This window comes from Woeseia sp. D3-10, assembly GCF_055809415.1.
The window spans coordinates 1,410,928-1,436,328 of sequence record NZ_JBVVTW010000007.1; the positions used below are offsets into that span (position 1 = coordinate 1,410,928).

Sequence of the window (25,401 nt, forward strand, 5' to 3'; positions counted from 1 at the left end):
GCGCCGCCCCGCACATTACGCGACCTGGCTTTGCTTACCGGCCAACTGCGACGTCAAATACTCTTCATAGTCACCGCCGAAGTCGATAACGCCGTTCGGTGTCATGTCAATAATTCGAGTAGCCAGCGACGAAACAAAGTTACGGTCATGACTGATGAAGATCAACGTACCCTCGTAATGCTCCAGTGCCAGGTTCAACGCTTCGATTGATTCCATGTCGAGGTGGTTGGTCGGCTCGTCCATTACGATGACGTTCGGCTGCTGCAGCATGAGCTTGCCGAACAGTAACCGCGCCTGCTCACCACCAGAGGCAACCTTGACTGACTTCTCGCTGTCGTCACGAGAGAACAACATGCGACCCAGCGTTGCACGCAACAACTGCTCGTCCGTGTTCGGCGGTTGCCATTGGGTCATCCAGTCGAAGAGACTCATGTCCTTGGCGAAATCGGCCGCGTGATCCTGTGCGAAAAACCCGGTCCTGGCATTCTCCGCCCACTTCACTTCACCGGCGTCGATGTCGATATCGCCGAGCAGGCTGCGGACCAGCGTGGTCTTGCCGATACCGTTTTGCCCGATGATGGCCACACGCGAACCCGCGTCGATAGCGAAGTTAAGATCCTTGAACAACGGCCCCTCATCAAAACCCTTCGTCAGATTCGACACTTCCACCGCAAGACGACGGAGTGGCTTGTCCTGATCGAAGCGGATGAATGGGCTGACCCGGCTTGAGGGTTTGATTTCAGTAAGCTGGATTTTTTCCAGCTGGCGAGCACGCGAGGTAGCCTGCTTCGCTTTCGATGCGTTGGCGGAGAAGCGGCTGACGAACGCCTGAAGATCAGCCATCTTCGCCTTCTTCTTGGCGTTGTCGGCCTGCACACGCTCACGCGATTGTTCAGCAGCGGTCATGTATTCGTCGTAATTGCCGGGGAACAGTTGCAGCTTGCCGTAATCGAGATCGGCCATGTGCGTGCAAACACTGTTTAGAAAGTGACGGTCATGCGAAATGATGACCATCGTCGCCTTGCTCGCATTGAGGCACTCTTCCAGCCAGCGAATCGTGTTGATGTCGAGGTTGTTGGTGGGCTCGTCGAGCAGCAGCACGTCAGGATCGGAGAACAAGGCCTGCGCCAGCAGTACCCGCAACTTCCAGCCAGGGGCCACGGCACTCATCGGGCCTTCGTGCTGCTCGATGGGAATACCAATGCTTTGCAGCAATTCACCAGCCCGCGATTCGGCGGAATAGCCGTCCATCTCGGCGAACTCGACTTCCAGATCAGCAACGCGCATACCGTCTTCGTCACTCAGTTCCGCTTGCGAGTACAGGCGATCACGCTCCTGCGAAATCTCCCACAGTCTCTCGTGACCCATGATGACGGTATCCAGCACGCGAAACTCTTCGTACGCGAACTGGTTCTGGCGCAGCTTGCCAACCCGTACATGCGGGTCCACCGAAACATTGCCAACCGTCGGCTCAAGTTCGCCGGAAAGAATCTTCATGAACGTCGATTTGCCGGAGCCGTTTGCTCCGATCAGGCCGTAGCGGTTGCCGTTACCAAAGGTCACGGAAACGTTCTCAAACAGCGGCTTGGCGCCGAACTGAATCGACAGATTAATTGCGGAAATCAATGTGGTTACCTGATGTGTAGGCTTTTCGCGGTCTGTCCGCATCGGACCCTTACCGTCTGCCAGTGGCCGGGCGGGTATTGATTGCGGTGTAAGGGACGCCTTGCGGCGGGCGCATGATAACAGGACTGCGGGGTTTAGCGAGGCTAAAAAGGAACTTTCCGCGGGGAAAACGACACTTTTTAACCCGAATTCGCTGACCGGCAGCCTGATTATGTCGAGAGCTGGCTTCAGCCCGCTAAGGCGCGGCTGACGCTTTCGGCGGCACTATTCGACTGTCTCGGCATGCGCCGATGACGCCACCGTAATCCGGAGTATTCGCGAGCTCATGCCCGGGCTACTGCTGCCAGTAACATGTACGCATCGCTGTGCCCGACGAACACGCGGTGCAAGATACGGTGGTGAACGCGAGCCCGGAGACTCCTGTTCTGGTCGAATTTGCTACCGTCGATCAGCCCGGAACGTTGTTGTCACGCTGCGGAGAATCGTAATCGTGCGACGCTCATTCGCGGCGACAGACCCGCCACAGTGGCGGCTGTCTCCTGACCATCCGGGTAAGGCGCTACTGGTACTTGTCCTTTATCTGCTGAGTTTCCAGTTGCACCCGACGCTGCAGCTCGCCGAGCTTGCTCTGATAATCCATGAGAATTTTCGTCCGCTGGTCACCCGTTGTGGCTGAGCGGGTGGCCTGCTGGACTGACTGATTCAGGACATTCATTTCTTCCTGCATGCCTGTGTGGAGCGCCTGCAATTCCCGTGACATTTGTTGCTGGCGCTCTGCCGCACTCATTCCGGCAACGTCGGGCGCTGACGTTGCCGCCGCCGTTGCGGTCGATCCGGCGCTCGTCGGAGCACTCCCCGTACGCTGGGCAGGTGCCGCCTGCGGTACTGCTGACGGTGGTGCCGTCGGCAATTGCGCAGGTCTCTTGGTCTCTATGCTGACAGTGGCTGCGACCGTTGGCAGTTTCGCCGGCGCATTGATGCTTATTCCGGATGAGGCCACTGCCGGGGCGCTGGGCACGGGCGGGAATGCCGCGGCCATTGCCTTAGGCGCGACCGGCGGCAGATTAGCCGTCGTTGGCGGCGCCGTGCCGGGTTGCTCCAGTACGTTGTTCGTCAACGCTCGCAACTGGCGCTCGAACTGCTTCACTTCATCACTGCGGCAATCGTAGGCGCGTTTCATCTCGACAATGCCGAGAAACACCTGCGACTTGGCCGGACGGTTCAGCGGGTTGTCGCTGTCATCAGCACCGCCATGACCGGCGATGCGATCGCGCAGCGGGAAGAATTCCGGGTTCAGTGTGTAGGTTGCTTCGTAATGTTCACCACCGGATCGGGTGGTGGCGCCCCACTCGTCGGTTTCGATAATGACCGGCGTCGTGTACTCGTATGTGCGAGCCTGCCAGCCGGGGTCCAGGCAAGACTCCCCCAGGCCGGGTAGCTGTAGAGGTATTTGTTGGCAGCCTCTCTTAGCAGCTGAATTTCATCTGCATCGAGTACCGCATTGAACATATCGATGATCGGATTGTTTGCTTCTCCGGAGGGTATCTGCCTCCTGAGATACTCGCGCTTTTCCTCCGCGTAGATGTGGTCCATCTGTCGAATGCCATTTAAATCGCCACGGTAGATCGCGTTTAGGTAGCGCCCGCCCGGCAAGGAGCAAAACGGGCCGTCGGTGCACGCCGGGCCCAGCAGGTTGGCGGCCAGCCACGCGTCGTGAGCTTTGGCCCGCGGACCGTTGGAGTGATCCAGCAGCTCCAGGAAATTCTCATCGCCGCCCAGCGGCGAAGGCCTTATTGGCCGGAACTGGAAACTCATGTGGTCCCAGTTTTCAGTATCACCAAGTCTGTAATTGTCGACAGAGGCCGTCAGTGGGCTTTCGCATTGTTCATTCGCAACTCGGCGCAACAACTTGCCGAGCATGCCGGTGTAGTTGCCATTGAATTCGCTATCACGCTGCTCACTGTTGACCCGATAAACCGCATCGAAACGGAGGTGCGAGCAAAGGTCGGGGCGTTGTGCGTACAAGCGAAGCTTGGCGGTTTCGAAAAGTGGCTGGCGGGTACGCGCATATTCCTGCGAATCAGCCGTCGTCGCAAAATTGCCAGCGGCTTCAATCCTGTCGCTGAGTATCTTGGCCAGTTTCAGCGGTTCCAGACCAAATTTTTCGAAGTCCCGAAGACGGAGATCGGCGATCGCACCCGATTCAGACTTCCCCTCCTCGTCATGATCGACGCAAGGTTTGCGTTGCATATTCATGGTCTGCCCGAACGGATAAACCGTCATGGAGAAACTACCCCATAGCGGATAGCCCTCACGGCTCTCAGCACACTGACCACCGGCCTGTTCAGTGCCCGGCTCGTACCAATGACCGCGTACCGTGTAGTGCGACAGGCGTGGCGGTTCGGCGCCCTCCATCATTTTCTTCTCGAAGTAACTGGCAACCATGCGGCCTTCGAAACCGTTGCCGTAGATCACATCAAGACGACCGTTGTTGTATTTGACAAATGCCTGTCGCGAGCCAGGGGTTGGGCCGCTGCCCGGCAAATAATCGGCCGCTATCAATGCATCGACGAGCTGGTTGTTGGACGCGATTTCCGTGGGTGCCCAATCGTCATCACGCCGCATTTCGAAGCGATAGAACAGACGCGGCCGCGCCGCCTGACCTTCAGCCGTAATCTCAATGACCTCGGCTTGCGGACAACGCGCGAGCAAGTGCTGCACCGAATCGCGGGTATATTGCAGTATCGACGGCAACGCATCGTCCGTCGTCGAGTGACCGACGTAGTTTACCGACGCAGCTATGCGCTCAGCACACGCACCGGCGTACCACATGGAGTAACCGACCCGCGTCGGGCCATATCCCGAGACTTTCGCGGCCTCTTCCATGAATACCGCAGCATTGGCGGTACTTAGCAGGAGAAAGAAAGACAGGTATGAAATTGTTCTTATTATTTTCACCGAACAGGCATCCTTGAGCAGATTCTTCTGGCGGATTTTCCACGCGCTTCGCAGCAGAAAAGCGAGCAAGTCTGAATCACATAATGACGGACCGCACGCGGTATCTCAATTTTGTCGGCGACAGCAACGGCGAACTAGAAATCATTAGTCGTATCTATTGCCGGACTCGGGAGACTCGCAGGTTCAGAGCAGATCAGAGTGCAATTTGAAACGCCATTTCAAATGGGCAGTACCAAGGTGGCCCACTAGCAAGGCATGGTACTTTTTGCGGCCTTAGCGTCGCGACCAAGGCATTGATTCTGCGTGCCCCAGTTATTTTTCGTTTAGTTGCGGGCTGTGCGATGTGCGCCGCTGTTATGCCGGTTGCCGTACTTTTGGCCCCATTCAATGGCGCCATTCACGGCCGGACCATTCAGGTCAAACACCCAAACCTTGAAATAGTCTCCAGCCGCTCCGCTCCAGTAGTCACCAGTAATAATGATCTCATTTCTGCCGTCCATGTCGATATCGGCAATTGTCGGCATGATTTTGCCAGGATCGCCCACACCATCTATCGTGATCTCGACGTTTTTGCGCTGACCGTTTGCTTCGTAAATTACGAGGTGAACCGTTGGTGAGATTTGCGGCTGCGTTTCGGCATTCTGGAACGTAACTACTTCCTGAGAGTTGTCGCCATCAACATCGCCGACTGCAAAAAATATTTGGCCATCGAGCGGAAACCCATTCAGTTCGTCACCGGTTGCTGACATGGCGTGAATGCCTGATTGTTGGAACAGGATATCCACGACGCCGTTACCGTCTACGTCGGCCAATGCAAGAAACGGGTAATTAGTTGCACCCGGATAGCCACGGAAGCTGCTGCGGTCAATTGTACTCTCAACTACACCAGCAGAAGAGATGACAGCAATTCCGTCGAAGGTCATCGTAACAATCTCGGCGTCACCATCGCCATCTACGTCACCTAACAAGGGCTGGTGCTCGCGAAACGTTGAAGTTTCAACAGGGAAACCCGGCAACACCGATCCATCGCTGTCGAATGCAAATATCGCCTGATACCGGGTCGAATCCGGCGTCCGGGTGTAAGGGCAGGTCAGTGCCACAACGTCTTCATTTCCATTGCCGGTAAGGTCACCCGCCGACAAGCCACACCACGCCTGCCCCTGTCATCGATGTCGGCCAAGTCGACACCAAATTCCTGTATATCGCTAGGCAAACGAAACACCCTGAGCTTCCTTCGCTCATTCGTGAACAGGACTTCATTGACGCCGTCGTCATTGAAGTCCACGGCGACTGGTGAGACGGAGATAGACCCTCGGTTCGGGCACAACACCGGATAACCTGGCAGACGAGAACCAGTTTCATCAAATGCATTGAGCTGGCATTCCCGGCCAGTCTGAGCGAGACCCTCGTGCCCAACGAACAATTCATCATTGGGGTCACCGTCCACCTGCGCCAGCAGTAACTTTCCGTGCATCGCGCTGGTTGCATAGACGGAGTAACCGGGCACGATCGTGCCGTCGTGATTCCCACGCAAGGATCTCCGTTCCGACGTGCTTGTGAAAAATCTCAAGCTCCGGGTCATCGTCGATGTTGCCTACCTTGGTGTAGAACGGCCCTATGCCGGTACCACTACCCGATGCGGCAGCCACCGGAAAGCCTGGCTCCAGATACTCTGCGCCGCGTAAGACGGTCACGGCCTGATCTGTGCAATAGCCGTCACTGGCGTTTTCCACCAGCCCGGCTGGGCATTGGCATGACGATCCCACGGGGATTTTGTTGGTGCTGCAAGAGATCGCAACCGGCGGTGGCGTTGATGGGGTGCTGTCGCCACCACCGCCCCCGCAGCCGACCAGAGTCGCAAGAAGTGCGCTTACAAAAATCGAAAGATTCCTGACGTCCATTTCGCTGGTCGCTTATTTTTGTTTGGCGAATACAAATACTAGCGTTTCAGGCGGGTATCTGGAATGGCCAACGGAGACTCAATTCAGCTATCGACGGCGAAAACACAGGCGGGATGCCTGATTACAGGTGAGTACAAGAATGTATTTTGATTATCATGTTACGGAGCAAGGGCAAAATGGCGGGTTCCGACCACCGGAACCCGCCTCACTCGTTACAGCTGGTAACTCAACCCTACCCAGGCCGTGCGTTCCAGGCCCGGCCGAAGTCCGGCGGGGCGACGCGAGGCCACGTAGGTTTCATCGAGCAGGTTGTCGACTTTCACGTAGCTGGAAAACCGGTCGTTGAAACGCCAGCGCCCAACGAGATCCCAGACAACGTGGGAATCAACAGTCTCGGCCGTTGGGTAACCACTTTGCCCGGCAACGGTGCGCATGCGGCCGACGTAGTTCGCCGCGAGGTTTACCCCAAGCTTTTCGGCTTCGAGGCCCGCAGTGAGTCGCAACTGGTGCTCTGGGATGTACGGCAATTCATCACCTACCGCGACGTCGCCCCAGGGTTCGAAACCACTCTCAAATGCGTTGTGAAACTCTGCCTCTCGAGTCCACGTGTATTCCATCGCGAGCGGCATTTGTAAGCGGCCGTCAGCCAGCCCCTCAAGGGTGTAGCCAGCGCTCAGTTCCAGCCCCTGCACCGTGACTTCGCCGCCGTCGAATTGATCGCCGATCTGGTTATCACCGCCGGTTGATGCGGTGACCGTGCCGACCAGATTGTCATAGTCATTGACGAACCAGATAGACTCGAAGGTCAGCGCGTCTTTCGCGTAGCGTGCACCGAACTCCAGATTCAGACTCTCCTCTTCCTGCGCACTGCTGCCAGGCCCAGGCGGATTAAAGCCTTTGTGTACACCGGCGAGCAGACGCCAGTGATCGCTGACGCGGTACAACGCACCCATGCCCGGTATAACCACCGACACCGAGTTGTCACGCACTTGTGTGGGGCCAAGTGCACGCGAAGGATCGCTGGTGGAGTAATCGTAGCGCGTCATATCTATGTCTTCGAAGCGCATGCCGGGTGTGAATATCCAGTTGCCGGTGCGAATTTCGGAAGTAAGGAACAGCGCTGTTACCCGTGCATCGCTGACCCGATTCGTTGCCGATCCGGGTGCGCCGGTGCTGGTCTGTACGAGTTGCATGTTCTGCATGCGGAACCCATCGTCCTGCTGCAACCGGTCTTCCTCGTCTTCGTGCAAGCGCACGCCGCCGGTCAAAGCAATTTCGGCATCTCCAACATTCAGGTCCCAACTAAGAGAGCCCTGAATACCCTGCGAGTAATATTCGCGGCTGTTGTGACGTTTGATGATCGCGTCATCCGGACTGGTCATGCCCTGCAGGTAGCCGAGTTCGGTTGCGTAAGCTGCAGGGTTATCCAGCACTGACGACATGCCAGCGCCATTCACCGACTGCAACTTGAACCAGTTGCGTGCAAAGTTGTTGCGATAGGCAGTTACTTCAGCGCGCCACGGGCCGTCGTTGTCAACGATGTAACTCAACTGCAGTTGCTCGTGTTCACCCAGAAAGCGGTCGCCGGCCGACGCCGCGTAACGCCGGTAGGGGTCGGCCGCGAAATCGGTCTCGGTCAGGCCGAGGTAAGTCTCGTCCGATACCTGGTCGGTGTAGCCAGCTTTCAGTCGCAGGCTCTGGTTGAGTGTTGCGTTCGGGTCGCTATCGAACTGCAGCTTGACCATGTAGTCCTCGATATCAAACCCGGTCTCGTTACCGGCGGGTCCATCGATGGTCTTGAAACCGTCACTCACGCTCTGCACGGTCTCGATCAGCCACGAAAAACGCTCGCCGCGATTGCCGACATTGAGGTGTGCATCAAGACTGTCGTTCTGGCCAAGCCGGAGATCGATATTCGCAGCCAGTTGGTCCGGAATTGGTGTTGAAATCAAGTTGATGGCACCGCCGGTTGTGCGCGGGCCCACGGTTATGGCCGCCGGGCCTTTCAACACTTCCACGGCATGCATGCGACGCTGGGTCGGGAAGTAGTAGGCAGACGATGCCGCGTAAGGTGCCGGCGCGATCAGCACGCCATCTTCAAGCAGCGCGATCCGCGCACTGCGGTCGAGGCCGGAACCGCGAATGCCGATGTTCGGTCGCAGCCCGAAGCCGTCTTCTTCCTGCACGTACACACCCGGCACCGTGCGCAACACGCGCATGACGTCCGACTGCATGAAGGCATTGAGCTCTTCATTGTCGATAACATGCGCCGAGCCTGGAATGTCGCTGACGTCTCGACGGTGGCCGATGATGGTGACGTTGTCGAGCGGCTCGCTGGCGCCGCTTGCGGCCATGTCCTGAGCGAACACTGGTGTGGCAGTCAGCAGCAACAATGCGCCGCCGGCGCGGGCGGTGCTGCGAAGGGGGTGTTGCATGGTGGAAACCTCTGGGTAGGGCGGATACTACGGTGACACGAACGATAACGAAAATGCGAATCATTCGCAATTCGAGACTGACCGTAGCTCAAGCCCTTCGGGAAACCCGCGGTCTGTCGAAGCCCGGCGGGCCAGCCAGAATCGCCTCCGGGCATTGAGACAGGTTAATTTTCCGCAGCCGTTGTCCGCGCCCTGACCGAGGACAGACCGGGAAAGGCATCAGAGCCTCTCTCATTCGCAACCTCATCCGCCAGCCAAACCACTTGTTCAAGCGGCCGGTTTCGAACAGGAAGGGCTGTGGCGCGCTGGCAAGACAGTTGCTGACGTCGTGGAAGAAACACAACATGTTGACATCGGTCACGGAACTGGCCCAAGCTGTAGTGGTTCGACGGTTCGCTTTTAGCGATGAAAAGGGAATCCGGTGACTGGCAGGAATGTCAGGATCCCGGAACTGTCCCCGCAACTGTAAACAGCGGTTTCGCGCCACAATGCCACTGGGAAATCCCGGGAAGGCGGCGCAGAACGCCAACGCTGTGAGTCAGGAGACCTGCCGCCAGAACTTCGTACTCATCGGACGGGGTGTTCCGGGAGGGTTCGTGGCTGAGCTCCCAATGGTTTTCTCCGGCCGCAAAATCCTTCGCAAGTGCCCCGTTTACCACGACCAGAGGTAATCGCATGGCACAACCGGCACTTTCCACCACCCCACCCGTGATGCTCTCGCCAGAGACTGTCATCCACACTGATCCAACCCGCGACGAACTGCTGACCGAGTTTGGCAAAGCAACCATGCGCGACCGTTACCTGCTCCCGGGCGAGTCCTGCCAGGATTTGTTCGCGCGGGTCGCCAAAGCCTACGCCGACGATCAGGCGCATGCACAGCGTCTCTACGATTACATGTCGAAGCTCTGGTTCATGCCGGCAACACCGATCCTCAGTAACGGCGGCACCGCACGCGGCCTGCCGATTTCCTGCTTCCTGAATGCGGTCGAGGACAGTCTCGATGGCATCGTCGGAACCTGGATGGAAAACGTCTGGCTCGCCTCCAACGGTGGTGGCATTGGCACCTACTGGGGCGATGTCCGTTCGATCGGCGAAACGGTAAAAGGCAACGGCCAGACATCGGGAATCATTCCGTTTGTACGCGTTATGGACTCACTGACGCTGGCTATTTCACAAGGTTCGCTGCGGCGCGGATCGGCGGCGGTCTACATCGATGTCTACCATCCGGAGATCGAAGAGTTCATCGAGATTCGCAAGCCCTCCGGCGACTTCAATCGCAAGAGTCTCAACCTGCATCACGGCATCGCGATCACCGATGAATTCATGGAGGCCGTGCGGGAAGGCGCGTCGTTCTCGCTGCGCAGCCCGGCAACCCAGCAAGAGGTCCGGACCGTATCTGCCCGCGAGCTCTGGCAAAAAATTCTTGAGACCCGCTTGCAAACCGGCGAACCCTACCTGCTATTCGTCGACACGGCGAATCGCGCTCTTGCCGACCACCAGAAACAACTCGGCCTGAAAATTCGCCAGTCCAATCTGTGCAGTGAAATTTTGTTGCCAACCGGCCGGGACAATTCCGGAAAGCTCCGGACCGCCGTGTGTTGCCTCGCTTCCGTTAACCTCGTGAAGTGGGACGAATGGCGCCAAGACGAAAAATTCGTCGAAGACATTTTCCGTTTCCTCGATAACGTTCTTGAAGATTTCATCGTCAATGCGCCGGACAGCATGAGTCATGCGAAGTACTCCGCCATGCGCGAACGCTCTGTGGGTCTCGGTGCGATGGGCTTCCATACCTATCTGCAAGCTATGGGGATACCGTTCGAAAGCGCACTTGCAAAGAGCTGGAACATCCGGGTGTTCCAGCACCTCAGGGCAGAAGCCGACAAGGCATCGGTAACGCTCGCCGAAGAACGCGGCGCGTGCCCTGACGCGGCCGATGCAGGTGCCATGGAGCGCTTCAGCCACAAGTTGTCGATTGCGCCGACCGCGAGCATCAGCATTATCTGCGGCGGCACCAGCGCGTGTATTGAGCCGATACCGGGCAACATTTACACCCACAAAACGCTGTCCGGCTCGTTCACTGTCAAGAATCTGGAACTCGCGAAACTGCTGAGTCAAGAAGGGCTTGATACCGAGGAGACCTGGTCGTCAATTCTCCAGCACGATGGCTCCGTTCAGCACCTCGAGTGTTTAAGCGACGATGAGAAAGCCGTATTCCGAACCTCGTTCGAGATCGACCAGCGCTGGGTGATCGACCTCGCGGCTGATCGGGCACCGAGTATTTGCCAGGGGCAATCCGTCAATCTCTTCCTGAACAGCGACCTGCACAAGTGGGACCTGCTCATGCTGCACTGGCTGGCCTGGGAACGCGGCATCAAGAGCCTCTACTACTGCCGTTCCAAATCCGTGCAACGCGCAGGCTACGCCGGCGTAGAAGCCGACAACACCCAGCAATGGCCGGAACGCGCGCTTACGACCAACCTGTCGAACTACGACGAATGCCTTGCCTGCCAGTAAACGGCGCCCCTCTTTGGAGACACCCATCAATGTCACAAGATAAATCGCAGATTGCCCTGCTCGAATTACCCGGACTCATGACCCCGAGCAAGAGCTACAAACCGTTTCGCTACCCGTGGGCTATCGAGTACTGGCGTAAACAGCAACAGATTCATTGGCTGCCCGAAGAAGTGCCGCTTGGGGAAGACTGCAAAGACTGGGTGCACAACCTGAGTGACGCGGAACGGAATCTCCTCACTCAGGTCTTTCGGTTCTTCACCCAGTCGGACGTTGAGGTTCAGGACAACTACCTGGAACGCTATGCCCGGGTGTTTCGGCCCACCGAGATCAAGATGATGCTCGCGGCATTTGCCAATATGGAAACCGTGCACATCGTCGCTTATGCATTGCTACTCGAAACTCTGGGCATGCCGGACAGTGAGTTTGCCGCGTTCATGGACTACGAGGCGATGCGCGATAAGCACGACTACATGCAGGAATTCGGCGTCTCCAACGAAGGCGACATCCTGCGAACGCTGGCCATGTTTGGCGGATTTACAGAGGGCCTGCAACTGTTTGCTAGTTTCGCGATCCTGCTGAATTTCCCTCGGCACAACAAAATGCGCGGCATGGGCCAGATCGTTTCCTGGTCGGTACGGGATGAAAGCCTGCACTGCGAAGGCGTATTGCGGCTGTTCCATTCTTTCGCCGAAGAGACGGGAGCGCTTACCCGTTCTGTTCGGGACGACATTGCCGACTGCGCAAGAACTGTCGTGACCCTCGAAGACCGCTTCATCGACCTGGCGTTCGAGATGGGACCACTCGAAGGTCTGGAACCCGCTGAGGTCAAACGCTACATACGCTACATCGCCGACTGGCGGCTCCAGCAACTCTCGCTGCCGCCAATCTACGGCGAGAAAGTGCATCCGCTGCCATGGCTGACGGAAATCCTGAACGGTGTAGAGCATGCCAACTTTTTCGAAACACGTGCCACCGAGTACGCGAAAGCCGCAACGATAGGCAGCTGGCACGGTAATGAAGGCGCGTGGTCGATGTTTGACGACCGTTTGGCAAGAGCCCGTCAATCGTCATTGCCGGTGTGAAGAAACAGCACGATATGATTTGCGGATTGTGTGCGGAGCCCATTCTTAATAGAGTGAATCTGCCGCAACTTTCCGAATGGCTGTTTCATGATCACCCATGTTGCCCGACTTGTTTGTCTACTAGCCGCGTTCTTCATTAATGGCCCGACTGCAATGGCTGCGGGCGATGTTAATGAAGAACGCCTCAAGCAATCCCTCAATGACGGCAACAACTGGCTGGTCAAGGGTGGAAACGCTCGCGGCCAGCACTACAGCGCACTGGGCCAGATACACACCGGCAACGTCGATGAACTTGGCTTGAACTGGGCCCGGCGCCTGCCCGCTCCGGACGGAATCGCCACTACACCCATTGTTGTCGACGGCGTTGTCTATCTGTCCGCTGCGTACTCCGTCGTGTTTGCGCTCGATGCGCGAACGGGCGAATTACTCTGGCAGTACGACCCGGAAGTCCGCGCCGCATTCGCCGAAATGCCATGGCTGTCCTGGACGGCACGCGCCAGTCGCGGCATCGCAGTCTGGCAGGGCCGCGTCTACGCCACGACAGCGGACTGCCGGCTCATTGCACTCAATGCCGAAACCGGTAAGCCCGACTGGTCCGTCACCACCTGCGATACAACCCTCGGTTACACAATCTCCGACTCACCCTATGTTGGTGGCAACAAGGTATTCGTCGGCAACGCAGGCTCCGAGTCCGGCGAAAAAAACCGCGGCTATGTCTCCGCTTACGATGCCGCCAGCGGCAATCGGTTATGGCGCTTCTACACAGTGCCAAGCGACAAGGCGGAGGAAAACAACAGCCCGGCACTGAAAATGGCAGCCGCAACCTGGTCCGGCGATGCACTCGAGAAATTCGGCGGTGGCGGCAGTAACTGGAACGAAATGACATACGACCCGGAGTCCGGCCTGCTGTTCTTCGGCACCGCAGGTGCACTGCCGTACACGCACTCACTGCGCAGCCCGGATGGCGGCAACAATCTGTTTCTCTCCTCCGTGCTGGCCGTTAATGCCGAGACCGGTGAGTATGTATGGCACTACCAGACTGTTCCCGAGGATAGCTGGGAATACAACGCCACCATGAATATTGCGCTTGATGACATGTCGTTCGACGGCGAACAGCGCAAGGTCCTCATGATCGCGCCAAAGAATGGTTTTCATTATGTGCTGGACCGACTGACCGGTGAGCTGCTCGCAGCGGATAAGTTTGCGAAGGTGAACTGGGCCAGCCACATCAATCTCGAAACCGGGCTGCCGGTTTACAGTCCCGAGGCACGCTATTGGACCGACGATGCGGAATCGGCTGTTTCGGTCTGGCCAAACATGTGGGGCGCGCACAGCTGGAACCCGATGGCGTGGCACCCCGGGCTAAAGCTTTCGTTCATACCTGTCGTCGATGTACCCAGCATCGTCACGAACTATGACGATGGTGACTTCATGGACACGCTCGAGATGTTCACCGAAGTGGACGGCAAACCGTTCAGTCCCGGCAAGCTGGTGGCCTTCGACCCGGCGACCGGCAAACCACGCTGGACCGTCAATCACGAGTACCCGTTCAACGGCGGAGTCATGGCAACCGCTGGCAATCTCGTTTTTCAGGGCGACGCCAAAGGGCGTTTCAGTGCTTACGCTGCCGACAGTGGCAAACGGTTGTGGTCAATTGATACCGGCTCGTCAATCTCCGCGGCGCCGGCCAGCTATGCGATCGATGGCCGGCAATTCATTCTGATTCCTGTCGGATCCGGCGGTGGCCTGCAGTTTGTCTATCCTGAAATGCATGCCAGCGGTGCCGCCTCAGGACCGACGCAACTACTGGCGTTCACGCTGGATGGAAAACTGCCTGTACCGGAGTCGCCGCTGGCGCAACGGGAAATCCCAACGCAACCTGCTGCCGATAGTTCTGCCGATCAGATCGCAACCGGACGCGAGGTCTACGCCTACGCTTGCGGCGGCTGCCACGGTAAAGACGCTGTCGCACGCGCTGGAGGTTCGGTACCAGACCTGCGGTTCGCGAGTGCCGACACTCACGCGATCTGGCCAGCCATCGTCGTTGGTGGTGCCAGGCGCGCCAATGGCATGCCGGCCGTTGAGATCAGCGTGGAAGAAGCGGAAGCCGTCCGCGCTTACATACTGTCACAACGGGAAACATTGCGGCGTATCCGAGCCCAATAGTCACCCGCGGCTACCACCTGCAGATAAGGTCAACAACGCTCCGCGGTGACACCAATGCGTTGCGCAGATCACCTGTAAAAAACTGCATGAGCATCCCATGCTACTCGCAGAACGGCGAGGCAGCGGCAAGGTTGTAACTATCGCTGGCGGCCTGTTGCACGGAACCATCGATCGCGCGGACAGCGCAACGAGCCGATTCGATTAAACCACTGTCATTCAGCTTCGCTTCAGGCAACCGGCCCGACAATCTCCTGCACACCGCCACTGATACCCGTGGCGACCGCAATCAGGAGAGTGACATGCAAAGGATATTGACCGTGTTTTTGGTGGGCATTGCGATGAGTGCTCAGGCAGCCGCGCAGTCCGATTTCTACCTCGGGGGCAGCATTGGCAATACATCGGTCGACACGGAATTCGACGAGTTTGACCTTAACTTTGATGACGAAGAGGCTTCTTGGTCGGCGTTCGCCGGTGTCCAGGCAACTGACAACTTCGCCATAGAAGCGAGCTACAACGACTTCGGCGATTACAACGTTTCGCGCAACTTCGACCTGACTCAAACCAACATCGACGCGACGCTAACCGGCTACGATGTCATGGCCGTCTTATCCGCACCAATCGGACCGCTGCGCCTGTTTGGCAAGGCCGGTCTGGTGTTCTGGGACACTGACGTCACTGCACTGATTCAGCCACCGGTCGGCTCCGGCTTGCAGTTACGCGAAAAAGACTCGGGCAATGATCTCGCCTTCGGTGGCGGCCTTGAGTTCAGCTTCTCACCCAACTTCGCTATACGCGGCGAGATGGAGTGGTTCGACATCGAAGATACCAAAGAAGTCTGGTTCGCATCCGTCGGGTTGCGCTTCAACTTCTGACCGTCACAAAGCCATGCGCCGGGTCGCCCTGCCCGGCGCATGGCTCAGCAGCTGTTGTCACGCACAGTGCGGATGCAAAACCGAACCCGGCGCCAGGATGTCGCCTGAGCATTGCTCGTTACCGACAAGCGCAAAGCGCGCTCGTCGCTCAATAATTCTGGTTGATCGCAGCCTCAGCACGCTGCACCGGCAGGTGCGCCAGTGCAGCGTGCCACGGACCCCGATTAAGGAGTACTTTGTTCCGTATCGCCGCTATGGACGATGCGGTACAGCGCCGGTAGTACCAGCAACGTCAACACCGTCGCCGATACAATCCCGCCGATTACGACGGTCGCCAGTGGCCGTTGCACTTCGGAACCGATCCCCGTGTTCAACGCCATCGGGACAAAGCCCAGCGATGCGACCAAGGCAGTCATCAGCACCGGACGCAGACGAGTCACAGCTCCTTTGATAATGCTTTCGTCCAGCGCGCCGCCGTCTGCACGCAAGTCACGAATGAACGACACCATCACCAATCCGTTGAGCACCGCGACGCCCGACAATGCGATGAAGCCGACGGCCGCCGAGATCGAGAACGGAATACCCCGTAGCAACAACGCTGCGATTCCGCCGGTAAGTGCAAGCGGCACACCACTGAAAATCACCGCCGTATCACGCAACGAACCCAGCGCCATCATCAACATGCCAATGATAATTACGAGCGTCAGCGGCACGACCACGGCGAGTCTACGAGTGGCCGATTCCAGCTGCTCGAACGTGCCCCCGTAGCCCACCCAGTAGCCCGCGGGTATCTCCACGTTCCGTTGCACCGATGCCTGTACGTCGTTGACGAACGAACCAAGATCGCGGCCACGAACGTTGGCCGTCACCACAACACGACGCTTGCCGTTCTCGCGATACATCTGGTTGTAGCCCGTCGTCAAGGCCGGTTCCGCAAGTTCTCCCAGGCGCACGTAACTGCCGTTCGGCAAACGTACCGGCAGGCGCACAAGCCCTTCCCAGTCGGAGCGTTCCTCCTCGGAGAGCCGCACCACGATGTCGAAACGCCGGTCACCTTCGTAGAAGATCCCGGCCACAGTTCCTCCAACCGCGGTCGCCAGCAACGACTGCACTTCGTCGATGCTCACGCCATAACGTGACAACGACGATCGTTTCAATTCGAAGGTCAGCACCGGCAACCCAGTGGTCTGCTCAACCATGACATCCGCTGCACCATCCACACGATTGATGGCCGATTCAATCTCGTTGGCGAGTGCGGCCAGCTGATCGATATCATCGCCGAAAACCTTGACCGCCAGCTGGGCACGGACACCGGCCAGCAACTCGTTAAAGCGCATTTGAATGGGCTGCAGGAACTCGTAGTTGTTGCCCGGAATCGGGGTAACGATAGCTTCCAGTTCCTCGATGAAATCGGCTTTCGATTTCTTGGGATCAGGCCACTGGTCACGCGGCTTCATGATGATGAAGTTATCCGCAACACTGGGCGGTACGGCATCCGTTGCTACTTCTGCTGTACCAATCTTGGCGAAGACCCGCTCCACTTCCGGCATTTCGCGAACGACAGACTCCAGTTGCTCCTGCATCTGCACGGCCTGGCTTAACGACGTTCCCGGAATCCGCAACGCGTGCATAGCGATATCACCTTCGTCGAGCTCCGGTACAAACTCCGTACCCAGGCGCGTCGCCAGCAGCCCGCTAACGATGACGATCAACGCCGCGCTGGCAACCACCAGCCATCGCAGCCGAAGCATCACGCTGACTATGGGCAGGTAGGCGTTGCGTGAATGCCGGATGATGAAACTCTCTTTTTCTTTGAGCGGTTTACGGAACAACATCGCAACGGCAGCCGGCACGAACGTGACCGACAGGAACATGGCGCTGACCAACGCAATCACCACGGTGATCGCCATCGGGTGAAACATTTTCCCTTCGACACCGGTCAGCGCGAAGATCGGCAAATAGACAGCGGTGATGATGAAGACCCCAAACAGCGCCGGGCGTATGACTTCGTGGGTTGCGTCATACACGATGGCCAACCGTTCGCGCAGCGACTGTTGTACAGGCCCGTTCTCGCTCAGGCGCCGCATACAGTTCTCCACGATGATCACCGCGCCATCGACGATCAGGCCGAAATCCAAAGCGCCAAGGCTCATCAGATTCGCGCTGACCCTGGTCTGCACCATGCCGGTAATGGTCATCAGCATGGCAATCGGAATGACTGCTGCAGTCAGGACAGCCGCTCGCACGTTGCCGAGGAACACAAACAGCACAACCACGACCAGCAACGCGCCTTCGACAAGATTGGTCCGAACCGTCGACAGCGTTTTGTTCACGAGATCCGTCCTGTCATAGACCGCCGTCGCTGATATCCCCGCCGGCAGACCGGCCTGAATCTCAGCCAGTTTCTCGTCCACCGCACGAGCGACTGTGCGTGCATTCTCGCCAATCAACATGAACACTGTGCTCATGACCACTTCGCTGCCGTTCTGGGTGGCAGCACCGGTACGCAGAGCCTTGCCGTCAGCGATCACAGCGACATCGCGGATACGCACGGGGATGCCGGAATCAGTACTGACAACGATGTCCAGCAGGTCGTCCATGGACTCCGCCTGGCCTGGGATGCGCAGCAACCATTGCGCGCCGTTGTGCTCTATAAAGCCCGCACCCTGATTCGCGTTGTTACGTTGCAAAGCACGCACGAGATCGTCCGTTGTCAGTCCCCGGGCAAGTAATTTCGCCGGGTCCGGAGACACAACAATCTGCTTCTCGAAGCCACCAATGGGATTCACTTCCGCCACTCCGGCAATACGCAGCAATTGCGGACGAATGATCCAGTCATGGACAGAGCGCAAGTCCGTCGGTGTCACCGGCGAGCCATCCGCGTTGGTCGCGCCCTCCTCCGCATTGACGGTAAACATGAAAATTTCGCCCAAGCCGCTGGCGATCGGCCCCAACGCCGGCTCAAGACTGGCCGGAATCGACGACTTCGCCGCACTCAGTCGCTCACTGACCTGTTGCCGGGCAAAGTAGATATCGGTGCCTTCTTCAAAGACCACCGTGATTTGTGACAGTCCATAGCGGGACAACGAGCGGGTGTACGACAAGCGCGGCATTCCGGTCATTGCATTTTCCAGCGGGAACGTCACCCGCTGTTCAACTTCCAGTGGCGTGTAGCCCGGCGCTTCCGTGTTCACGACAACCTGGACATTGGTGATATCAGGCAAGGCATCAATTGGCAGGCGCCCGAAATTCCAGAGACCAAGCCCAATCAACACGAGTACGAACGTCATCACCACGCCTCGCCGACGCAGTGACGATTCAATTATGAATTTCAGCATGAGTCAGTCTCAGTGGTCGTGGGAGGCGCCGGACTTTTCAATGTCCGCCTTGATGAGGTAGCTGTTCGCGGTGACGTAGCGGGTACCAGGCTCAAGCCCACCCACCACTTCCACCCACAACTTGTCCTGCCGCCCGAGATCGAGCATGCGTACTTCGTACTCATCGCCTATCTGCGCAAACACAACCGTGGCATCACGAAACGCCTGCAGGCCGCTGCGTCGGACTACCAACGGAACGTCATGACTCGCGATTTCTATATCGGCAGAAAGGTACATGCCGGGTACCAGCGCACCGTTGCTGTTATCGATGACGGCATGTGCCAGCACCGTTTGATTGGGCTGACTCGTGACATCAATCCGATCAATCGTACCGCTGACGGATAAGCTGGTGCCGACCGGTTCGAAGTTGACCTTCATGCCTTTGCGGACCTGTTGAACGTCGGCCGGGAACAGGGAGAACTCAGCCCAGACCTGTGAGGTATCGACAATCCGGAACAGAACGCGCCCCGCCGTTTGCTCACCGCGATTCACGTGCCTTTCAGTCACAACCCCCGCAATCGGCGCGGTCACCGTGTACACGTTCAGGCTGTCGTTGCTTTCAATGGTTGCCAGCGTTTGCCCGGCACGGACGGTCTCACCGGTGACGACCGCAACCTCGCGCACCGTACCGTCAAAGCGTGCGATCACGGCACTCACGCGCTCAGGGATTGTTTCGACGTGACCGAAAACGCCGATGGTTTCATGAATCTCCCCGGGTCCTGCCAGTTCGGTTTGGACGTTGAAAGCCCGCGCAATATCCGGCGCTATCCGGGTACGACCCTCAATACTCTCAAACGTCCATTCATGGCTACGGCCCTGATGGATCGCTTTGACTGTTACGACGAAGGAATGCGGTTCCTCGACCGGTGACAAGCTGCGCAAAAAATCGGCGCGTGGCTCGAAGCCGACCTGTTCAACACGCCCACCCAGCCGGCCGAGGCTCACCTGCAGTTGCACATCGGCCGGCGGCACAGCATTGCCAGCGCGGGTAACCCATGCCCGGTACTCGGGCGCCACGCTCTCTTCGACTAACGCGAGCTCTACCGTAAGACCATCGTCGGTAAGCAAGCGTCCGCCATTCGGCCCGTGCTCCGTTTCAGCCGCGTCGTCCGTGTGCCCATGTTCGTCCTCGTGACCGACATTGTGCGTTCCCGCATCGCCGCAAGCGGCAAGCAGCACGGAAAGAAGCACGAACCAGAATCTTGTCGTTATAGTTCTCATGATGTTCCTCATGGTTTGCCAGCGCCAAACAATGGCGCGCCGACCAAACGTTCAATCTCTATTGCCATCCGGTGCGCATTGGCATGGGATTCGATGCTTGCCATGCGCGCATCAACCAGCTCGGCTTGAACTGTCCACAGTTCCCGATAGCTGTAGCGGCCAGACTCGTGAGCCTGTTGAATGTCTGCCTCGACAGATTCAAGCAGGGGAATGATCTCGTCACGATACGCAGCACTTTGATGAAGGCTATGCAGTAATTCCTGATGCAGCGCGAACAGCTGGGTCTTCAACCGAACCTTCAGTGCCTCTCGATCGGCATTAGTAGCGGCTAGCTGCGCCCGTGCCGCAGCGATACCGCCCTGATTGCGGTCACTCGTCGCCAGCGGTATTACGACGCCAGCAACCAGCGCGATGTCGTCCGTTTGTTCGTGGCGACGTACGCCCGCAGTTACCCGCCAGCTGGGCTTTGCAATAGCCTGTGCCAAGCGCAATTCGGCTTCACGCAATGCGCTTTCAGAAAGATTTTGCAGCAGTTCGGGGCTGCTCTCGATCCGCGATACCAGTACGTCAAAATCGATCGGCTGCGGCAGGTTCTGGAGATCACCACTGACCGCAGTGAAGTCCGGCTGTAACTCTCCCCACTGAGCGGCCAGCCTGCGTATTGCGGTTCGCAGTTCGTGCTCGGCATCTTCCAGATCCAGTTTGACCATCTCAAGAGTGGCCCTGGACCGCGTCAGGTTCATCTTCGGCACACGCCCGGCATCGACCAGTTTACGGGCGAAATCAACCTCGTTTTGGTAGAGAGCAACGGAGTAGCTCAGCAGCTCCATGCGCCGTTGCACGACCAGGCTGTCCATGAACAGGCGTGCAGTTTGCGCAGCCACGTCCCGACGCTGCGATTCAGCGGCAACTTCCATGGCGGAAACCCCCGCCATTGCCGCATTGACACGATGCTGCCGTTTGTTGCGCTCAAGTATCCAGCCAATGCTCAGCGTTGTCTCGAGGGCATCCACTCCGCTGAGTGTCCCGGTGCCCGCAGCGTTCTCGATGGAGACGATAATATCCGGATTGGGTCGCAACCCTGCCTGCTCGACGTCGCCCTGCCGGACGTCAATCTGATAACCGAAGGCTGTCAGTTCAGGGCTTTTCGCCAGCGCCTGTGCGACAGATCTGTCGAGGGTTATCCCGGCGGACGCACTACCGGATTGAGCCAGTACCGGACTGCCAAAGATAATCAGCAAGATGCCCGGGAACAGGCACCTCACAAGTGAAATTCTCATTGCAATTACTCCCGGCATCCTCTCGGATGCGAATCGTTTGAATGCAAACTGGCATCGACCGGCACGCCGATCAACCGCAGCTTGCGGACGAAATGGATCTAGGGAGTGAGCGGCGGCGCGCGCAGCAAAGGTCGCCAACGCGGGCGACACATGAAGCGGAAGGAATTGACCGGTACCGGCCAGGAGACTTTGAAAACCCAGAGCAGCAACAGGACGGCTGCGAGCAGAGCGACGATGAACGGCATGCTTTTCTGAGTCGTAGAGCCAAGCTCGAACAATGACACGTCGACATCAGCGTCGGATTCATGTTCGTCAAAATTGTTTACGGCTACGCGCAAATGGGCGCCGCCTCCGTCCGCCGAATGCGCGGCATTATCAGCGTGCAGATGCAAGTGCAGCCCACTGAACTGCAGTGCGAGAAAGGCTGTACAGGCAAATAATACGAAGGCAGCAGCGCGTCGATTCATCGCGAGACTATACACAATCCGCGTGCAGGTTCCCACGACACCAAATTCCGCAGCGTACGCTGGTACCGAGCGACAGCGACAAGTGTTGGCTTGGCAAAATCCCGATCAACATCGCTGGGAGTGAATCATTGAGGGTTTGCTCGCAGAGCCTCAATTACATTGCCCGGAAAAACAAATCTGCCGCTTCGTCGGCGGGAAACACCAATTCAACGTGCAACTCATCCAGCGTGACATCCCGTGCGCCGTTGAACGACGCGATCGTACTGACTGTATTGACGATCTGATTGCCAAGCCGCAGTCGCGAGGTGACTGCGGGAGACCCGGTGTTGACACCCGTGGGGGCCGGTACTTCACTCATGAGTTGCTCCGCTCTTTCCAGCACAGCACGCAGCTTCTCGTCGACACCCGACAAGGCCACTTCCCGACGCAGGCGATGCAGGGTGGCGAACGCCACCTCTTCCCAGTTCTCAACGACCTGCCGAAACACGCCGGGACCGAGAAAAACTTCCACTGCGCTGATAGGCATGTCCGGCATGAGCGTCGCAAACAGTCGTTCTGCCGTGGCGTTGGTCCTGACGATATTCCAGTACCGGTCCAGTACGAACGCCGGATACGGATCGTGCTGTCGCAACATCATCTCCACGATATTGGATATCGCTGCAAGTTCAGGCGCGTCGAGCTGACGCTCCGGAAAAGCGGCTACGAAACCCGCCAGGTGCAGCAAATCATTCTGCGCCCGCAATGGCATATCCAGCGTTTCAGCCAGCCGCAAGACCATCTGGCGACTCGGTTTGGCGCGACCGGACTCGATAAAGGATACGTGTCTCGGCGAGACGCCCGCCGCCATGGCCAGCTCAAGCTGGCTGACGCCGCGCAACCGCCGAAAGTCCTTTAGCTGGCGCCCCAGCGGCGGACAGGCGCTCTGTGAGTTTCTGCTGGTCGTTTGCATGCTGCAAGAATAGCGGCAGGAGTTCAGCTCTGCACTTACCTCCGAGGGAATTGTGGGCCGGCAACGAACGGCGGACACTGCCGCCATTCGATCAACGAAGGGACACACGAACTGCCTGGAGGACACATGATGGACGCACGAAGAGCACTGTATCTGGCCGCTGCTTTTACGGAACTGGCTGGCTTATTGATGGTCGTTGGAGCCGTGATACCCGGTCTGCTGGATCCGCTGGTTTCTTTCTTATTCGCCGAGCCGGTCACGCTGGGCCCACCGGCGCGCCTCGGTGCCGGCATCGCCGGCGCGTTAATGACTGGCTGGGCAAGCACGCTGGCTTATCTGATCCGCAAGATCGATGACTTGTCAGCGCATACCCTTGGCAACGCTGTGGCTCTGGGGGTGGTGGTCTGGTTTGTGCTCGATGGTGTTGTGTCGATTGCCAACGGGGCTGCGCTCAATGTTGTCGGCAACCTGCTGTTTCTCGTCATCCTGCTGCTGCCCGCCTGGAAGCTCAGAGAGCCTGCAGGCTGGCGGCGTACAGCCTGACCTGCCTCGTCGTCAGAGGGTGCGCGGCCTAAGGCCGCGCACCCGACCGCAGAACCCAGTCAGTCACGACTTCCGCTCGTTCGGTGTGAGGTGCGGAATCTGCTCGTCTCCGTAGGACCTCAGTACTTCCGAGACCACTATGTGGTAGCCCTTATACCAGTTCCGGTACTGCTTCTTCGCTTCCAGGTGATGAGGGTTCTTTGCGAACTGGTCCAGTGCAGCCAGTGTTTCCCAGTAGTACGTTGCGTTGTAGACCCGGCCGTCTGCCGACTGCCATGATTCGCTACCGATGTACCCTTCAGTGGCTTTCGCCGCCGTGTCGATCAGACCATTGAGGCGGTGAAACTCTGCATCGTACTCACCCGGTTCGAAAATAAATGCCGCACTGTACATAGTGGCTATTCCTGAGTTGCGTGTGTGCTGACCTGATTCACCGAGGATAGCACTCAGGACTGCGTTCACCGCAGCCGACCGCCTGAAACTGCATACCGTCAGATCGAGTCGTTGCCCAGACGTCTGACACGGTTATCCGCGGCGCTCTTATTAATAACGCCCGCTATTCAAAAGCAATTGCCGTGGCCCGCGAGACACGCTTACCATAGCGCGCAATGACATTGACCCAGCACACCGGTTCGTACTACGCCGCGACGGCCAATCGGGTAACGGCCTACCCTGCCCTGCAAGGCGCGCAACGCGCTGATGTTTGCGTCGTGGGCGCCGGCTTCACGGGAATATCCACCGCGCTGGCACTCGCCGAACGCGGCTACGATGTGAAAGTGGTGGAGGCGCACAAAGTGGGCTGGGGTGCTTCCGGCCGCAATGGCGGCCAAATGATCGCGGGCATATCCGGCGAACAACACTTGCGCAAAGCGCTAGGCGACGACGGTGATCGTCTGGTTTGGGATCTGCGCTGGGCAGGTCACGACATTATTCGGGACCGGGTGGAAAAGTACGAAATCGATTGCGATCTGAAGGCAGGCTATGCCGACGTTGCACTCAAGCCCCGCCACCTGGCAGCCCTGCAGAAAAACTACGACTATCTGCAGCGGCACGACCCCAAATTTGACGTTCGCTTGCTATCGGCTGAAGAAACCCGCGATGCAACGGGTTCACCTTTGTATCTGGGTGCGCTCATCAATTACGGCGACGGACACTTGCATCCACTGAATCTTTGCATCGGCGAAGCGGATGCGGCTGTTAGCAACGGCGCTACTATCTACGAGCAATCGCCGGTAGTGAGCATTGAACACGGCCCGCGAGCCACCGTCACAACGGAACACGGCAGCGTTTCTGCCGATTTCGTTGTCGTCGCCGGCAACGCCTATCACAACGTTGCACCGGAACTGCGCGGACTGATGCTGCCGGTGAACAGTTACATCATCGCTACGGAGCCGCTGCCGACCAACATGGACACGCCGGTCAATCCGCTCGATCTGGGCATCTGTGACCCGAACTTTGTGATCGAGTACTTCCGTCTCAGCGCGGACCGTCGACTGCTGTTTGGTGGACGTATTAATTACCTGGGTGATCACCCGGAAACGATCAAGTCAAAGCTGATGGCGAAAATGCTCCATGTCTACCCGCAACTTGCCGGAGTTGGTATCGACTACGCCTGGGGTGGCCGTATGGGCATACCACTGAATCGGGTGCCGCAATTTGGCCGTCTGGCCGAAAATGTATTTTACGCACAGGGTTATTCAGGTCACGGCGTCAACGTTACGCATCTGGCCGGGCAGATTCTTGCCGATGTAGTTGCCGGAAACAGCGAACGATTTGATCTGTTCGCGAAACTGAAGACCGCGCGGGTTCCTGGTGCGTACCGCTTTTCAACACCACTGGTTCGCCTGGGCATTCTTTACTATCAGCTACGGGACTGGCTGTAGATCGAACCCAGATTCAACGCAGATCGCTGAAGCCCGCACCGCCCCTTTGCTCCTGCTCAACACCCGCTGCTCATTTTACGTTCCCTGAAACGACAAACCCCGGCCTAAGCCGGGGTTTGAAGGATCT

The 25,401-nt window shown here is 57.9% G+C and carries 19 protein-coding genes and 1 riboswitch; of the genes, 6 read left to right on the forward strand and 13 right to left on the reverse strand.

Annotation, left to right across the window (positions count from 1 at the left end):
- Nucleotides 1-15 precede the first annotated feature (15 nt).
- The 7 genes from AC0L8N_RS07070 to AC0L8N_RS07100 form a co-directional block, all read right to left on the reverse strand.
- Entirely contained in the window at nucleotides 16-1,626 is a 1,611-nt protein-coding gene (locus AC0L8N_RS07070; RefSeq protein WP_473666877.1) for an ABC-F family ATPase, read from the reverse strand.
- A 559-nt stretch (nucleotides 1,627-2,185) separates the two neighbouring features.
- Nucleotides 2,186-2,827: a hypothetical protein gene (locus tag AC0L8N_RS07075; RefSeq protein WP_473666878.1), complete on the reverse strand. Its 642-nt coding sequence runs from the start codon at nucleotides 2,825-2,827 to the stop codon at nucleotides 2,186-2,188.
- Nucleotides 2,828-2,919: 92 nt separating this feature from the next.
- Nucleotides 2,920-4,584 (reverse strand): hypothetical protein, encoded by a 1,665-nt coding sequence (locus AC0L8N_RS07080; protein WP_473666879.1) that lies wholly within the window; start codon nucleotides 4,582-4,584, stop codon nucleotides 2,920-2,922.
- A gap of 323 nt (nucleotides 4,585-4,907) precedes the next feature.
- Nucleotides 4,908-5,684 carry an FG-GAP repeat domain-containing protein gene (locus AC0L8N_RS07085; protein ID WP_473666880.1) on the reverse strand — a complete coding sequence of 259 codons (777 nt, stop codon included), beginning with the start codon at nucleotides 5,682-5,684 and terminating at the stop codon, nucleotides 4,908-4,910.
- Complete coding sequence (locus AC0L8N_RS07090; RefSeq protein WP_473666881.1) at nucleotides 5,675-6,058, reverse strand: hypothetical protein; 384 nt, start codon at nucleotides 6,056-6,058, stop codon at nucleotides 5,675-5,677. Before AC0L8N_RS07090 ends, AC0L8N_RS07085 begins: the two co-directional genes overlap by 10 nt.
- Entirely contained in the window at nucleotides 6,021-6,317 is a 297-nt protein-coding gene (locus tag AC0L8N_RS07095) for a hypothetical protein (protein WP_473666882.1), read from the reverse strand. Before AC0L8N_RS07095 ends, AC0L8N_RS07090 begins: the two co-directional genes overlap by 38 nt.
- A 380-nt stretch (nucleotides 6,318-6,697) precedes the next feature.
- Entirely contained in the window at nucleotides 6,698-8,920 is a 2,223-nt protein-coding gene (locus AC0L8N_RS07100; RefSeq protein ID WP_473666883.1) for a TonB-dependent receptor family protein, read from the reverse strand.
- Nucleotides 8,921-9,292: 372 nt separating this feature from the next.
- Nucleotides 9,293-9,489, forward strand: a riboswitch (cobalamin riboswitch).
- Between the two features lie 106 nt (nucleotides 9,490-9,595).
- On the opposite strand from AC0L8N_RS07100, the gene AC0L8N_RS07105 reads away from it, so the two are divergent.
- From AC0L8N_RS07105 to AC0L8N_RS07120, 4 genes are all read left to right on the forward strand, one after another.
- A complete protein-coding gene (locus tag AC0L8N_RS07105; protein WP_473666884.1) occupies nucleotides 9,596-11,434 on the forward strand; it encodes a ribonucleoside-diphosphate reductase subunit alpha in 1,839 nt (612 codons plus the stop codon).
- A gap of 29 nt (nucleotides 11,435-11,463) precedes the next feature.
- Nucleotides 11,464-12,516 (forward strand): ribonucleotide-diphosphate reductase subunit beta, encoded by a 1,053-nt coding sequence (locus AC0L8N_RS07110; RefSeq protein WP_473666885.1) that lies wholly within the window; start codon nucleotides 11,464-11,466, stop codon nucleotides 12,514-12,516.
- 153 nt (nucleotides 12,517-12,669) lie between these two features.
- Nucleotides 12,670-14,682, forward strand: coding sequence for a PQQ-dependent dehydrogenase, methanol/ethanol family (locus AC0L8N_RS07115; protein WP_473666886.1), 2,013 nt, complete (start codon nucleotides 12,670-12,672; stop codon nucleotides 14,680-14,682).
- 299 nt (nucleotides 14,683-14,981) lie between these two features.
- Nucleotides 14,982-15,554 (forward strand): outer membrane beta-barrel protein, encoded by a 573-nt coding sequence (locus tag AC0L8N_RS07120; RefSeq protein WP_473666887.1) that lies wholly within the window; start codon nucleotides 14,982-14,984, stop codon nucleotides 15,552-15,554.
- A 224-nt stretch (nucleotides 15,555-15,778) separates the two neighbouring features.
- On the opposite strand, the gene AC0L8N_RS07125 is transcribed toward AC0L8N_RS07120, so the two are convergent.
- The 5 genes from AC0L8N_RS07125 to AC0L8N_RS07145 all read right to left on the reverse strand — a co-directional run bounded on the left by AC0L8N_RS07125 (nucleotide 15,779) and on the right by AC0L8N_RS07145 (nucleotide 22,848).
- Nucleotides 15,779-18,892: an efflux RND transporter permease subunit gene (locus AC0L8N_RS07125; protein ID WP_473666889.1), complete on the reverse strand. Its 3,114-nt coding sequence runs from the start codon at nucleotides 18,890-18,892 to the stop codon at nucleotides 15,779-15,781.
- 9 nt (nucleotides 18,893-18,901) lie between these two features.
- Entirely contained in the window at nucleotides 18,902-20,152 is a 1,251-nt protein-coding gene (locus tag AC0L8N_RS07130; protein ID WP_473666891.1) for an efflux RND transporter periplasmic adaptor subunit, read from the reverse strand.
- A gap of 8 nt (nucleotides 20,153-20,160) precedes the next feature.
- Complete coding sequence (locus AC0L8N_RS07135; protein ID WP_473666893.1) at nucleotides 20,161-21,432, reverse strand: TolC family protein; 1,272 nt, start codon at nucleotides 21,430-21,432, stop codon at nucleotides 20,161-20,163.
- 98 nt (nucleotides 21,433-21,530) lie between these two features.
- A complete protein-coding gene (locus AC0L8N_RS07140) occupies nucleotides 21,531-21,770 on the reverse strand; it encodes a hypothetical protein (RefSeq protein WP_473666894.1) in 240 nt (79 codons plus the stop codon).
- Nucleotides 21,771-22,053: 283 nt separating this feature from the next.
- Nucleotides 22,054-22,848 (reverse strand): helix-turn-helix domain-containing protein, encoded by a 795-nt coding sequence (locus AC0L8N_RS07145; RefSeq protein ID WP_473666896.1) that lies wholly within the window; start codon nucleotides 22,846-22,848, stop codon nucleotides 22,054-22,056.
- Nucleotides 22,849-22,977: 129 nt separating this feature from the next.
- On the opposite strand from AC0L8N_RS07145, the gene AC0L8N_RS07150 reads away from it, so the two are divergent.
- On the forward strand, nucleotides 22,978-23,391 hold the full coding sequence (locus AC0L8N_RS07150; RefSeq protein WP_473666898.1) for a hypothetical protein: 414 nt from the start codon (nucleotides 22,978-22,980) through the stop codon (nucleotides 23,389-23,391).
- Between the two features lie 63 nt (nucleotides 23,392-23,454).
- Here AC0L8N_RS07150 and AC0L8N_RS07155 read toward each other — a convergent pair whose 3' ends face one another.
- A complete protein-coding gene (locus AC0L8N_RS07155; protein ID WP_473666899.1) occupies nucleotides 23,455-23,784 on the reverse strand; it encodes an antibiotic biosynthesis monooxygenase family protein in 330 nt (109 codons plus the stop codon).
- A gap of 215 nt (nucleotides 23,785-23,999) precedes the next feature.
- On the opposite strand from AC0L8N_RS07155, the gene AC0L8N_RS07160 reads away from it, so the two are divergent.
- Nucleotides 24,000-25,274 carry an NAD(P)/FAD-dependent oxidoreductase gene (locus tag AC0L8N_RS07160; RefSeq protein WP_473666900.1) on the forward strand — a complete coding sequence of 425 codons (1,275 nt, stop codon included), beginning with the start codon at nucleotides 24,000-24,002 and terminating at the stop codon, nucleotides 25,272-25,274.
- Nucleotides 25,275-25,401: the final 127 nt, after the last annotated feature.